This window comes from Chryseobacterium artocarpi (assembly GCF_001684975.1).
In the GTDB taxonomy this organism is placed as follows: Bacteria; Bacteroidota; Bacteroidia; order Flavobacteriales; family Weeksellaceae; genus Chryseobacterium; species Chryseobacterium artocarpi.
Window position 1 is genome coordinate 475,325 of sequence record NZ_MAYH01000045.1, and the last position, 13,148, is coordinate 488,472.

Genomic DNA, 13,148 nt, shown 5'->3' on the forward strand with positions numbered 1-13,148 from the left:
AATATGATACTGAATTCTTTTAACTGCAATTATGTTATTCTAAAGATCTTTTTCATGATAAGACCCAGAACGAAAGGCACACGGGCAATATTATGCTGTAATGTTTTGAAGCGGTCTATCGTAAATCTTGTGCTTTCCGTCATTCCATATTCTGAAAAGTCAACTTCCGGAACAGCCTTATGCTTAAAGGTCGAATTCATTAAATTATACTGATGAACAATCTGGATATACATCTCCTTGCTGTCTTCTATAGAGAAGTTTTTATAATCACGGTAGCTGTTATGAGCTCTTTCTTTCAGCATGGTCTTGAAGTTGTCTACACTTTCTGCCAGACTTACGAACGGATTCGCCACTGCATTGTATACCGTAACTACCGCTTTATGGTTCGGCTGAATAGTAAGCTGATAGCCTCTTCTTAAATCGATAACAAGATCATGTACCGGCTTGAAGTATTCTTGTACTGTTTTTACATAATCCTTATGCAGCATATCATCATTATCCAGCTCGCTGGTGATTACGAATTTTGTCTCTGGAGTGAAAAACTGCGGAATAACTTCTACCGCCTTCGTTTTCATCTCATCAAAATCCTCTACAAAAACAGGTCTGAAAGTGGGATACTCCTCTTGAATCTCTGCAATGATTTTTCTGAATTTTTCTGAAGTATTTACATCAAAAAAGGGAAGCCATACGAAATTCTGATTGGTTTGGTTTTTATAGGAAGGAAGAACGTAGGTTCTGAACAACCTGAATCTGTCATCCAGCCATTCTTCTGTAAGTGGTTTAAAACCCGAACGTGTTTCGTTCCAGCCTCTTGTAGGAACATTGAATCTTGTCATTATAACGTGAACAAACTGACTCATCTAAATAAATTTATTAAAAAGTTATATATTCTATAGGGCTTGCTGCCATATATATTTTCAAGTTTTTTTTCATAAAAGGTTTTTCTGTTCAAGAGCGCAATATAGCTTGGAAAAAACTCATGGAAGAGTGCTTTATGCTTTTCATACACCGTATGGTATATAAACTCTTTTTTGTCATTACTTCCTGTAATTTCTTTGATCATCGAAGTTTCCGGGTGGGATCTGTAGTTGAAAACAGGATAGTCAATTTTGGTGACCGGTTGCTCTCTGTGGGAGGATATCAGCTGGATCCAGAATTCCCAGTCTTCGAAGCCATGTCTTAATTTTTCATCATATATGATCCCTTCATCAAAGTATTTTTTAGCAAACATGGAAGTACAGTATAGTTTGTTTCCCAAAAGCAGTTCTTTAAGAGTGAATTTTTCCTGAAGGTTAGATTTTTTGCTGGTATGTCCGAAGGTTACCGTATCTGAAAATACAATTAACGTTTCCGGTGCCTGATCAAAAACCGCAATCATTTTTTCTAAAGCCTGAGGATTAAGCGTATCATCGGCATCCAAAGGCAGGATATAATCACCTGAAGCATTTCTTATTCCTGTATTTCTCGCTCCTGATAACCCTCTGTTCTCCTGATACACATATTGTATTTTTTCATTTTCAAGCTTGCGGGATACAGCTTCAGTATCATCTGTAGAGCCATCATCTACGATAATACATTCCCAATTGGAATAGGATTGATTTTTAATAGATAGTATGCATTCCTCCAGATATTTTGCATGGTTAAAACATGGAACAATGATGGAGACTTTATTTGCCATTCAATATGTTTTTTTATTGTAAAAGATAACTTAATTCGTTTCCAAAAGCTTTATCTGTATATGCCCTGAAGGTCAAAACTGCATATTTTTTTGTATGTGGGACAGCCCCAGCTGCTCATTTTCTATAGGTGGAACTGTGGTTCCGGTCATTGTAATCATTTGTATTAACTTTTATATTGTGAGGGGAAATATAAATTAAATTTTTGCTTCTGCTGTTTTTTCCGGCAGCATTATCGGTTATAAAGGTATGATTTTTCTTGTATTCAAAAGATTCACACAGTATTTCATACAGATTGGTTATGATTTTTTTATACTCATAAATAAGATGTGAATAATCTGTTCAGGTATTCTTCAGCGGATATCCCCGTAAAAAAAGATTCCGTAAGAGGACTGAATTCAATATTATAATAGGAGCCTTCGTCTATATTTTCATAGACCGCCTTTTTACCAAGGTGAACTTCCAGCCGGGTCAGGATCTCTGACAGGGAATATTGATAAGGGTACGTAAGATTAACGGTTTCATTATTGAGGTCGTCAAGATAGCGTTCCACAAATAATGCAATATCATCTATACCGATCAGGATTCTTCTTGCATGGCTGTAAATGGTGAACCTCTTTTCTGATAAGATAGAGTTTTTAAGAAAGTTAATTAATGTATTCGGGTTTCCTCCACGACCTACAGCATTTCCTACTCTGAAAATGATGAAATTTCTGCATTGCTCTGCAATAATCTTTTCTGCGTTCAGCTTGTGAGCTACATAAGGACTGTCCGCTTTGGTAGGATCATAAATGCTGCATGTGGAAAAATAGATCAGTTTTTTTTCGGGATATTTTCCGATGCTGGATTGTAAAAGGGTGATTTCCCTTTCAAATTCAGAAGGATCTTTTTCCAGTGAATTGGAAACTCCCGATGCAAAATACATTACATCTTCTCTGTCATAAGATCTTACGGCGTTTGCAAGAATTCCATTACCAATAATCATATATTCTTTGTCTCATTAAGCTGCGATTATACTACACTTAGTCCTGTAAAGGCAGTTACAGGTATTTAAAAATTTTAAACAATCCAAGCTTATCACCCAGTTTTGCCCATTTAGATTTTTTTACACGATCCAGCTTATAAAGCAGCTGCTCATATTTGTTTTTTGAAACATAGTTTTGCAGAAAAAGATCTTCAATATTAATGTTTCTTCTTTCAGCCATCTTTATCATTGCTACCCAGTGCCAGAATACGGCCTTTTCCATATTTTGGGTTGTAGAAATACCGTTTTTATGGATTCTGTATAAATAGAGATCTTCGTCTATATATTTTACAGGGGCTGTTTCGCACATCTTCATGTACCAGTCTTTATCTTCAGCGATTTTTAAGAAAGGATCGATACCGGATGTTTTTTCATAGATCCTCTTTTTTAAGGTAGCAAAGCTTGAAATTTCTCCTTTGAAATTATAATAAGACTGGTCTAATGCTGTGATCTGTTTTGCTTTGTGTACTGATTTTGGGTTGAGGTACTCATCACAAAATACCAGATTGGAATATACCAATCCTGCTTCTTCATTCTCTGCATGGGTCTTTACAATAAGCTCCAGTGCCCGAGGTACCAAGGCATCATCTGGATCCAGGAAACCACATATTTCAGATTCAGCGAGTTCTATCAATCTCTTTTTAGTATACCCGATCCCTTTATTTTTTTCATTCTGATGAACCTTGACCCTGGGATCTTTGTCTGCGATTTTTTGTAGAATTTCCAGGGAGTTATCAGTAGAGCCGTCATCCAGGACCACCGCTTCCCAGTCTGTTTCAGTCTGGACCATTAAGCTTTGGTAGCATTCTTCAAAAAAATGTCCATTGTTATAATTGGCGACAAGTACGCTGAATTTACTCATTTCTATTTGTGTTTATTCAATATTTTTTTTAAGGCATTCAGATATCCGAAGCCATATTTTCTGTCCGGTTCCAGTATATTTCCTTCTGCCCATTCGTTCCAGGATTTTACAATTAAGAACAGTTCGGGGTAATCATTCTTATCCTCGAGATAATCTACTGCTTTTTCTACTTGCTTTTCGAATAATTCCGGAGAATTTTTGCCCAGAATGATGCCGTTATAGCCGCTTCTTGGTGTGTTGTCCCAGTTAGGCAATATGCAGGGGAAATTAGGAATATTATGCTCTTCGAACTTTAGGTCTCTGACTACCAGATTGGTATCCTGAATTCTGACTTTCTTTTGCTCTTTCTTCTTGATTCCTACAAGTCCTTTAACCCTGTTCTTGTAATAGTCGTAAGAAGATATATAGCCTTTACTTTGAACGTAAGGTGCCCATGCTTTCTGAAATGCATTGGAAATTTTGCCGTCATATCCCATCGATTGAAAATCTATATCGTCACGAAGCTTATTGGAAGCCATGATATACAGATCATCAAATCCGTTTTTCTTTGCCAGCTCTCTGAATTTTGAGATATAATGAGGGTCTCCGTCATTCAGATGATTCGGATCATAAATGATGAAAACCGGTTTATTATCTACTTTTATGTACCTCTCATCTTTGAAGAAAGGTAAAAGATATTCGAAATGGGCGATCAGGTCCTGCTCATCAGGATATTCCTGTTTTACCAGTATTTTTTCAGAAAGACCATGCCATATCCCTGACCATGTTTCGTTGGCCCAGCAGAAACAAAAGGGGAAGTCTGGTTTTCCTGATTTCAGCACATCGTTGGCAACACGTTCCAGTAATTGCTTACTGTTTCCGAACCAGTAATGATAATAGATAAATCCGTGCACTCCATAGTCTTTGGCCATTTGGGCCTGCTGCTCTCTTACTTCCGGAACACGTAAGTCATAATATCCTAGATCTGCAGGATATATAGGTTGGTCGTGCCCTTCAAACAAAGGTTTGGCCTTGCTTACGTTTGTCCATTCAGTAAACCCTTTTCCCCACCATTCGTTATTTTCTGGAACAGGGTGATATTGGGGAAGGTAAAAAGCAAGTGGTTTTATTTTTTTCATAATTGATCGGAAAATATTTTCTTAACGGATTCCAGATATTGCGTTCCAAATTTCATGTCGGGTTCCAGGTGATTGCCTTCAGCCCATTCATTCCATGCATTAATGAAAATAAAGTTTTCATCTTCGGAATACGGTGTAAAATCTGCCTTCACATTAGAAAGCCAATGTTCAAAATATTCCGGTGTAGAGTCTTCTAAGATCAGAGTGGGATTTTCTCCTCTTCTGGAAGTGTTATCCCATCCCGGTACCAGAGAAGGGTAGAGCTTACAGTGAAAATCTTTTTGAAGGATTAAATTTTCTCCCATCCACTTATAGGGAACTGAGTTGAATCTCTTTTTTACCGGTTGTTTTATAATGCGCCCCTTTATTTTGTCTATAATTGTTCTTTTTGGGGGTACATGTCTTTCCCACATTTCTTTAAATACACTTTTTCTGCGGATCCCAAAAGGTTCGAAATCAACGGCGGCATCAAAGCCATCAACTAGCTGATCCCAGTCTTTTTGATAGGAGAAAACCATATGGCATATATATAATTCCAATCCGGCTTCTTTCGCTTTTTCTCTCCAGCATTTGAGGGTTTCCTGTATATTAGGGAAAACATTAGGTTTATAAATAACAATAACAGGTTTGTTATTTACTTTGATATATCTTGGATCTTTGAAGATAGGCAGAAGAAAATCAATATGATCTTCATCGTCCTGTACAGAATACTTTTGTTCAATCAGTACTTCATGCTCGTTGCCATCCCAACGTCGGGTCCAGTTTTCATTAGCCCAGCAAAGCATGAAAGGTAAATCTTCTTTTGGATTTTTTAATTTTCTGTCAATAGGTTCATGCATTAAGCGTTTCCCATTAAACCAATAATGATAATAACAAAACCCGTAGATTCCATAATGTTTTGCAAGTTGCTCCTGTGCCATTCTTGCTTCTTCCAGTCTCAAGTCATAAAAGCCCAGATCTGATGGAAGATGTGGCTGGTAATGGTTGTCAAATAGAGGTTTTGCTTTTGCGACGTTCGTCCATTCAGTAAACCCTTTTCCCCACCATTCATCGTTTTCCGGGAATGGGTGATATTGTGGTAAATGTATGGCGATTGGTCTTATTTTCATATTTATGTGCTTAAATTATCTGTTTAATAAATATCTGATCGTTTGTTTTCGAAGCAAAATTTTAGCCATTAAAGATTAAAAGATCCTGCTATAATTTTTTAAATACATCATTATTGAGGTAAATATACCGTTACCAGCTTTTATGATAAACTTTTTGAAGATAGAGCAATGTGTTATAAGTAAACTTTCCTACGTTCTTCAAAATTAGCTTTTCAGAAAGTGTTCTGTTTTCGAGTTCTCTGAGAAATTTTTTATGGTCTTCAGTCAGTTTATTTACCTTATAAGCATCATGAATAATTTTTAAAATTTTCTTTTTCATTTCAGGCTGCTCCTTGTGCTTGATATAAATATCAAAGAACGAACTGGATAGAAAATCACTCTTTTTATGAGTGTTGGTGTTATGTATTCTATAGCTGCATGATTGGGTGTTATCATAGATGAAATCATATTTCTGACTTAATCTCAGCCACATATCATAATCTTCAAAGGTTAAGTTTTCATCCCAGCCTCCTATCTCTTTTATTACAGAAGATTTTGTAACACAGGACATTGCGGGAAGAAAATTATAATCCAGTAATCTTTTATAAAAGTTTCCTGATTCAAGACTCAGATACTGATGAAAATAGGGGATGAATGTATTTTGGAAACGTACCGAATTGTCATCAATGATATAAGCATTTGAAAACACCATCGCTTCATGAGGAGATGAGTTTTCAAGTAATGCTACATGCCTTTCTATTTTATCGGGCTCTATAAGGTCATCCAGAGCTATTGTAATGAGATATTTACCTTTTGAAATATTCAATAAGTCATTCAAAGACTTGCAGATCCCTTGATTTTGAGAATGGGTAATAAACTGTATATTCAGTTGGGAATTATCTTTGATCCAATTATTAATAACTTCCACAGAATTATCTTTAGAACAGTCATCACAAATCAGGATCTCTATATTGCGATAGTTCTGAGATTTGAAGCTTTCTAAAGATTCTACAACAAACTGTTGCTGGTTGTAGCTGAGGCATAAAATCGAAACCAGAGGGAGTTCTGTCATGATACTTTACTTTGTTGAATTCAAACTTTTTTTAGCGTTGAAAACCTTAAAATTTGTTTAGAATTTCTATTACTTTTTCAATTTCTTCTGCTGTCATTACAGGTGAAATAGGCAAACTTAATATTTCTTCATGAATTTTTTCACTAATCGGGAAAGATTGCTCATTCCATTCTTTGTAAGCTTGCTGTTTGTGAGGTGGAATTGGGTAATGTATCAGCGTCTGAATTTCGTTTTCCGTCAGATATTTCTGTAATGCATCTCTTTGTGCTGTTCTGATCACGAAAACATGCCAAACGTGCTCTTTTTCATTTTCAGGATATTCCGGAAGTGTGATGGCAGGGTTTTTAATCTCAGAAATGTAACGCTTTGCAATTTGTCTTCTGGTTTCGTTTTCAGAATCTATATATTTTAGTTTTACATCTAAAACGGCTGCCTGAATTTCATCCAACCTTGAGTTGAGTCCCTGGTATATATTGACATATTTTTGATTAGACCCGTAATTGGCCAAAGCTTTTATCGTAGCAGCAAGTTTTTCGTCGTTGGTGGTAACGGCTCCTGCATCTCCAAGAGCGCCAAGGTTTTTCCCGGGATAAAAGCTGAATCCTGCAGCATCTGCCAGATTCCCTGATTTTTTTCCATTCCATTCTGCACCAATGGTTTGAGCATTGTCTTCAATGATCTTCAGATTGTGGGCTTGGGCTAATTGTTGTAATTCCTCAGAAAAGACAATTCTTCCGTACAGATGAACAATGAGAATTCCTTTGGTTTTTGAAGATATTTTTTCTTTAATTTTTGAGATATCAATATTGTAATTATTAATATCGGGTTCTACAAGTACAGGAACCAATCCGTTATCCGAAACGGCAAGAATAGAAGCAATATAGGTATTGGATGGAACAATAATTTCATCACCCGGGCTCATAATGCCTAATTCTATGTAAGCTCTTAGTATAAGACGTAATGCATCCAAGCCATTGGCTACTCCAATAGCATATTGGGCTCCTATATATTGAGACAAATTTTCTTGAAAGGTTGAAAGCTCCTGTCCCATAAGATACCATCCGGAACGGAAAACCTGGGAAAGTTTTGCTTCAATTTCTTCCTGGTGTAGCAGATTTATTTTTTGAAGGTCTAAGAATTTTATCATTTGTTAATTATTATTAAGTGCTATAATGTTCTATAGGTTATACTTTATGATTAAAAGAATTCTTTTTCAGGATCTGTGAAACTGTTATAAAAGTAATGATAAATATAACACCATATATTAATGAGTTGTTTGTTGACAGCCATGGTCCCTGAAATTGGAAGTACCTCTGAGCGGGAAATCCAAAAAAGTTTTTTGCCGGTAAGGCTTTGTCCAGAAATCCTTCAGGTACATTGATGGTGTACCAGAATCTTGACCATATCAGCTGGAAGGTAAAAATACCAATTAATTGATACTTGCTAAAATCTACTTTCTTTATGGAATCTAGAAACATAAATACAACAAAAGGGAAAAATTGTAAAAACTGTCTTGTTTCTGTCCCTAAAATAAAGAAGATGGAGAAAAGTATTATTATAATTTTCAGAAATGAATCTGCATTTTTTGCGACATAAGAAAAGAATGTATTACGATAGTATATGATCAGAACTACAAATAATCCGTAGTATATAAAATGCGTAATAAGAAACTTTAAAGGAAATGAAAATGCCTGAAACATTAGATTAAACAAAAATTCACCCGACGAAAGAGTCTTCATATCTCTAAAATTCACGGTAAGAAATTTACTTGCAGCAAAGAATGTAATTAAAGTAATTAAAGAAAAAATAAAGTATGGCGAGACGAATCCTTTTCGATTTATATTAAAACCATCGAGCAGTTTTAGAATATATCGGATGGTAAAAAATATAAAAGAATTGACTAATATAAACGTTACCGGAATCAAAAACAGGGCAGACTGTACAGTATAATCCTTATGAGCTAAGGCGACAAACAATTGGTAATTTGAATATAAATAGAAGCCCTCAAATAAAAGACACAACGCAAAAGCTGGATATAAATACTTGTTGAAGTTTTTTTCAATAGCAAGTCCTTTCTCATCAAAGGAAATAAGGCTGGAAGCAATAAGCGATACCGCAATTAAAAAAGTGGTGGGAAAAACAAACATAGATACTATCAGTATGGCTAAAAACGCAGTTCTGTTTTTGATAATATAATAATAGTATAAAATAATCCCGGATGTAAAGCCAAACAGATCCATCAGAATAGGATAGTAGTTTGACAGCTTAAGTATAAAAAAATTGACAAAGAGAAAGCAAAAGCCAAGAATCGTAATATTCTTGCTGTACCCTTTGAACTGTACAATTTTGTAATAAAAGTATAACGCAATGAAAATCGTAAGACCATTCAGTATTGTGAAGATACTCTGAATAGCGTCCAATGTAAAAGTGATTCCAAATAATCGATGGATAAAATGAGCGATTCCAGGCATTAATAATCTGGAAACATAATAGGGATTAAAACTTTGTTCAAAAAAATGGGTTGAAAAATTTTTAACGATCTCGATATAACTTTTTTCATCAAAAATATCTACATATTTGAATGGAAGCCTGTCGTTTGAAAGAAAGGCATACGCCAAGCACAATAGAAATACACCTATTATGTAATATGCAGAAGGGAGTTTTTTAAGTATTGTCAGCATAATAGATCGTTACTGTTTCTCAATATCATTTTTTTCTTTAATAATATAACCCGGACGATCTTTCACTTCTTCGAAGATCCGCCAGATATATTCTGCTATAATACCAAGAGAAAAGAGGATAAGTCCTCCGAAAAAAGAGATAAACAATATAATACTCGTCCATCCTTTAGGCTGTATATCATTTAAAAACGGACTGCCGAAAATTTTAATATAAATATAAAACAGAATAAGCAGGAAGGAAATTAAAGAAACCCAAAGTCCCAGATTAAATATAAATTTTATGGGAAATGAAGAGGATGAAAAAAAGGTGTCCTTTGCCAGGGTTAACTTCTTTTTTAGAGTCCATCTGGATTTTTGATTAACACCCAAAGGTCTTTTATACCCAAAGTGATAAGGATTAAATCCTAATCTTAAGATCTCCGCGACAGTTGATGTATTTCTAGGATGTATTCTTTTGTTAAGAATATCAATTATCTCACGGTCAATGAGAAAAAGATCGGCACCACCTTTAGGAAATTTCACTTCCGTAAGGTTGTTCATTATTTTGTAATAAGTTTCTGAAAAAACTTTGCTTTTCCAGTTGTCATCACGCGTTATTCTGTGAGGTATAATGATCTTTTCTCCCTGAAGCCATATATTGTACATTTCTACAATCGTTTCATAGGGCTGTTGTTCGTCATCTACGATAGGTAAAGCACAGGCTCCTTCAGCAAGAGAAAGTCCTGCAAAAATAGAGTAGTGGCTTGTATAGTTTCTGCTCAGTTGATAAGCTCTTACGTTGCTCTCTTTTTTTTCCAGCTCTAATGCTACTTTGTAAGAATTGTCCAGAGATCCATCATCCATGATGATAAACTCAAAGGGAATATTATTTCGATCTAATAATTCTTTAACATTTTCGTACACGCTTACAATGCGTTTTTCGCTGTAGTAAGAAAGAAGAATTAGAGATAGTTTTTTAGTCATCGTAAGGTGTTTTTTTAAGTGAAAAGATTATGAGCGTTTGATTAATTGTGCATTTTCAAAAAAATACTCATTGCCTGACTCATCTTTCATTTCAAGGTTTATGATCAAACCTGCTGTTGTAATATACCCCTTATGTTGAGCAGGATTGCCATACCACACCGTGTGGGCAGGTATATCTTTTGTAATAACGCTTCCAGCTCCGATTAAAGCATTTTCACCAATAACGTTACCTGCAATAATGGTAGAGTTGGCACCTATGGAAGCTCCTTTTTTGATTAACGTTTTACTGAACTCCAGCGGATATTGCTTCGAGCGTGGAATAAGATCATTGGTGAAAGTAACATTGGGGCCAATAAATACATTGTCCTCAAGCGTTACTCCATCCCAAATCTGTACACCCGGTTTAATGGTTACATTATCTCCGATTTTTACATCGTTCTCGATAAATACATTACAGTTGATGTTGCAGTTATTTCCAATTTCTGCATTCTTTAAAATAACACAGAATTGCCAAACCATAGTGTTTTCACCTATGTTTTCGGTTTGAACATCAGATAAGGGATGAATATTATTTTTCATTTTGTATTGTTAAATAAGCATCATAATTTCTTATGTAGTCATTTTCGTTATAAGTATGGGAAGCCAATACCAGGCAAATAGCACCTGAAGAAAAGTTGATCTCCGAAGCCCAGATTCCCGGAGGAATATGAAGTCCTATATTGGGACGGTTCAGGAAAACCTGTCTTTTGAACTTTCCGTCATCTAATGAAACTTCAAAACTACCACTGGCTGCAATCAGAAACTGATGGCATTCTTTATGAGAATGGGCACCTCTGCTTTCTCCCCCTGCAATGTCATATAAATAGAAAACCCTTTTTACATTAAAAGGAAATGCAGAGTTGTTTTCAACTACCGTAAGGTTTCCTTCATCGAAACTGATTTTACCTAAATCAATAACATTACAATCAAATACTGAAACACTATTTTTCATCGGACAATGTTTTAAATTCTTCAAAGTTTCTTATATAATCGTCTTCATTGTAGGGTTGGTCAGAAACAATCAACGCTAATGAATTGGTTGAAAAGTTTTCCATTCTTCGCCAGAACATTTTAGGAATATATAATCCGTAATAAGATCTGTTTAAAGAAAATCTCTGTTCTTCCTTTCCATTGTGTATCAACACATCAAAGCTTCCGGAAAGGGCAATGATAAACTCCTGCTGCTCCTTGAAAGCGTGGCTGCCTCTTACTTCACCTCCCGGTACATCGTATATCCAATAGGTTCTTTCTATTGGGAAAGGCAATTGATTGGGGTTTTCAAAAAAAGATAAATTTCCTCTTTTGTCGTATATTTTAGGAAGTTCTATTATTTTTGGAATCATGGGGTCTGTACTTTATATTCAAAAAGTGGTCGGGTTACTCCTGGGTAAACATACATTACTGTTCCTACCTTTACATTCTCTACTTCAAATCCTATAAATTCGTCTATACCAAAGAGAAGAATTCTCTGATCTTTTCCAAAGTAAAGCTTGAAATAATAGTTTCCTGCATTGAGAAGTCCTGGCGGGATATCAAATTCTACGGTATATTCTCCAACTTTAGAATCGTTATTCTCGGTAATGAGCTTTCCAACATGGAAAATAACCAGTTCTTCGTAGTTTTTCAATTCGAATGTTGTGTCCAGTGTAATATCCGGGCAATAATTGTGAAAAACCAATTTTACCCGTACTCCGGAGTCAATATCTATAAGATCTCCTTTGATTGGAGATGCGGAAAATTCTTTAATACGAATATTGTCATTGCCTAACGCTTCATTCAAATTACCGTTATAGGTATAAGAACTATCTCTGGCACTACTTTTCTGATATTCTATAATGGTGTTGAGAATGTTCCCCTGATAGTCGATTTGTCCCTGGTTCAAAAGAATTCCTTTTGTACACAATTCTTTAACGGCAGTCATGTTGTGGCTGACAAAAAGTATGGTACGGCCTTCTCCTTTGGTTACATCGTTCATTTTTCCAAGACATTTCTTCTGGAATTCAGCGTCTCCTACAGCCAAAACTTCATCTACGATCAAGATTTCAGATTCCAAATGGGCAGCAACGGCAAAGGCAAGACGAACGTACATTCCTGAGGAGTATCTTTTAACAGGAGTGTCTATGTATCTTTCAACCCCTGAAAAGTCCACAATTTCATCAAATTTTCTTTTGATTTCTTTTCTGGTCATTCCCAAGATCGCTCCGTTAAGAAAAACGTTTTCACGCCCTGTCATTTCCGGGTGAAATCCTGTTCCTACTTCTAGTAAAGAAGCAATTCTTCCATTGGTGTAAATGTTTCCGGTAGTAGGTTTGGTTACTTTACTTAATACTTTTAATAAAGTAGATTTTCCCGCTCCGTTTCTTCCGATTATCCCGACAGCATCTCCCTGCTCAATCTCAAAGTCGATATCACGAAGAGACCATACATAATCTGAAGAACCTTTTGTTGTTCTATCGTTGGCTTCCCCTATTTTCAGATAAGGGTCTTCTTTTCCTCTTATTTTGTACCAGAATCTGTTGAGGTCATGAGAAAGAGTTCCTGTTCCCACTTGTCCCAGACGGTATTGTTTTGATATATTTTCTGCTTTTAAAGACAGCATATTCTTAAGTGAATTTTAAAATTAAT

The 13,148-nt window shown here is 35.6% G+C and carries 14 protein-coding genes; all 14 read right to left on the reverse strand.

What is annotated here, in order from left to right; genetic code table 11:
* Positions 1-29 precede the first annotated feature (29 nt).
* On the reverse strand, positions 30-860 hold the full coding sequence (locus tag BBI01_RS16955) for a glycosyltransferase (protein WP_065395824.1): 831 nt from the start codon (positions 858-860) through the stop codon (positions 30-32).
* A complete protein-coding gene (locus tag BBI01_RS16960) occupies positions 857-1,678 on the reverse strand; it encodes a glycosyltransferase family 2 protein (protein ID WP_065395825.1) in 822 nt (273 codons plus the stop codon). Before BBI01_RS16960 ends, BBI01_RS16955 begins: the two co-directional genes overlap by 4 nt.
* Positions 1,679-1,992: 314 nt before the next feature.
* The gene (locus BBI01_RS16965) at positions 1,993-2,661 is read right to left on the reverse strand and encodes an NAD-dependent epimerase/dehydratase family protein (protein WP_065395826.1); all 669 of its coding nucleotides are present in this window, start codon (positions 2,659-2,661) and stop codon (positions 1,993-1,995) included.
* Between the two features lie 55 nt (positions 2,662-2,716).
* Positions 2,717-3,562, reverse strand: coding sequence for a glycosyltransferase family 2 protein (locus BBI01_RS16970; protein WP_065395827.1), 846 nt, complete (start codon positions 3,560-3,562; stop codon positions 2,717-2,719).
* 2 nt (positions 3,563-3,564) lie between these two features.
* A complete protein-coding gene (locus BBI01_RS16975) occupies positions 3,565-4,680 on the reverse strand; it encodes a glycosyltransferase WbsX family protein (protein WP_065395828.1) in 1,116 nt (371 codons plus the stop codon).
* Positions 4,677-5,789, reverse strand: a complete 1,113-nt coding sequence (locus tag BBI01_RS16980; protein WP_065395829.1) for a glycosyltransferase WbsX family protein — start codon at positions 5,787-5,789, stop codon at positions 4,677-4,679. Before BBI01_RS16980 ends, BBI01_RS16975 begins: the two co-directional genes overlap by 4 nt.
* A gap of 130 nt (positions 5,790-5,919) precedes the next feature.
* Positions 5,920-6,840 (reverse strand): glycosyltransferase family 2 protein, encoded by a 921-nt coding sequence (locus BBI01_RS16985; RefSeq protein ID WP_065395830.1) that lies wholly within the window; start codon positions 6,838-6,840, stop codon positions 5,920-5,922.
* Between the two features lie 46 nt (positions 6,841-6,886).
* A complete protein-coding gene (locus tag BBI01_RS16990) occupies positions 6,887-7,987 on the reverse strand; it encodes a DegT/DnrJ/EryC1/StrS family aminotransferase (protein ID WP_065395831.1) in 1,101 nt (366 codons plus the stop codon).
* Positions 7,988-8,024: 37 nt separating this feature from the next.
* A complete protein-coding gene (locus BBI01_RS16995) occupies positions 8,025-9,521 on the reverse strand; it encodes a hypothetical protein (RefSeq protein WP_123862162.1) in 1,497 nt (498 codons plus the stop codon).
* A gap of 9 nt (positions 9,522-9,530) precedes the next feature.
* Positions 9,531-10,484, reverse strand: a complete 954-nt coding sequence (locus BBI01_RS17000) for a glycosyltransferase (protein WP_065395833.1) — start codon at positions 10,482-10,484, stop codon at positions 9,531-9,533.
* Positions 10,485-10,511: 27 nt separating this feature from the next.
* Positions 10,512-11,063 carry an acyltransferase gene (locus tag BBI01_RS17005; protein WP_065395834.1) on the reverse strand — a complete coding sequence of 184 codons (552 nt, stop codon included), beginning with the start codon at positions 11,061-11,063 and terminating at the stop codon, positions 10,512-10,514.
* On the reverse strand, positions 11,053-11,475 hold the full coding sequence (locus BBI01_RS17010) for a sugar 3,4-ketoisomerase (protein ID WP_065395835.1): 423 nt from the start codon (positions 11,473-11,475) through the stop codon (positions 11,053-11,055). The genes BBI01_RS17005 and BBI01_RS17010 overlap by 11 nt, the downstream gene beginning before the upstream one ends.
* Positions 11,465-11,866: a sugar 3,4-ketoisomerase gene (locus tag BBI01_RS17015; protein WP_065395836.1), complete on the reverse strand. Its 402-nt coding sequence runs from the start codon at positions 11,864-11,866 to the stop codon at positions 11,465-11,467. The genes BBI01_RS17010 and BBI01_RS17015 overlap by 11 nt, the downstream gene beginning before the upstream one ends.
* Positions 11,863-13,122: an ABC transporter ATP-binding protein gene (locus BBI01_RS17020; RefSeq protein WP_065395837.1), complete on the reverse strand. Its 1,260-nt coding sequence runs from the start codon at positions 13,120-13,122 to the stop codon at positions 11,863-11,865. The genes BBI01_RS17015 and BBI01_RS17020 overlap by 4 nt, the downstream gene beginning before the upstream one ends.
* Positions 13,123-13,148: the final 26 nt, after the last annotated feature.

Coding starts and splice junctions, on each gene's coding strand:
- BBI01_RS16985 (WP_065395830.1), bottom strand. CDS start 6,840: ATGACAGAACTCCCTCTGGTTTCGATTTTATGCCTCAGCTACAACCAG.
- BBI01_RS17020 (WP_065395837.1), bottom strand. CDS start 13,122: ATGCTGTCTTTAAAAGCAGAAAATATATCAAAACAATACCGTCTGGGA.
- BBI01_RS16980 (WP_065395829.1), bottom strand. CDS start 5,789: ATGAAAATAAGACCAATCGCCATACATTTACCACAATATCACCCATTC.
- BBI01_RS17005 (WP_065395834.1), bottom strand. CDS start 11,063: ATGAAAAATAATATTCATCCCTTATCTGATGTTCAAACCGAAAACATA.
- BBI01_RS17010 (WP_065395835.1), bottom strand. CDS start 11,475: ATGAAAAATAGTGTTTCAGTATTTGATTGTAATGTTATTGATTTAGGT.
- BBI01_RS16975 (WP_065395828.1), bottom strand. CDS start 4,680: ATGAAAAAAATAAAACCACTTGCTTTTTACCTTCCCCAATATCACCCT.
- BBI01_RS17015 (WP_065395836.1), bottom strand. CDS start 11,866: ATGATTCCAAAAATAATAGAACTTCCTAAAATATACGACAAAAGAGGA.
- BBI01_RS16960 (WP_065395825.1), bottom strand. CDS start 1,678: ATGGCAAATAAAGTCTCCATCATTGTTCCATGTTTTAACCATGCAAAA.
- BBI01_RS16965 (WP_065395826.1), bottom strand. CDS start 2,661: ATGATTATTGGTAATGGAATTCTTGCAAACGCCGTAAGATCTTATGAC.
- BBI01_RS17000 (WP_065395833.1), bottom strand. CDS start 10,484: ATGACTAAAAAACTATCTCTAATTCTTCTTTCTTACTACAGCGAAAAA.
- BBI01_RS16990 (WP_065395831.1), bottom strand. CDS start 7,987: ATGATAAAATTCTTAGACCTTCAAAAAATAAATCTGCTACACCAGGAA.
- BBI01_RS16955 (WP_065395824.1), bottom strand. CDS start 860: ATGAGTCAGTTTGTTCACGTTATAATGACAAGATTCAATGTTCCTACA.
- BBI01_RS16995 (WP_123862162.1), bottom strand. CDS start 9,521: ATGCTGACAATACTTAAAAAACTCCCTTCTGCATATTACATAATAGGT.
- BBI01_RS16970 (WP_065395827.1), bottom strand. CDS start 3,562: ATGAGTAAATTCAGCGTACTTGTCGCCAATTATAACAATGGACATTTT.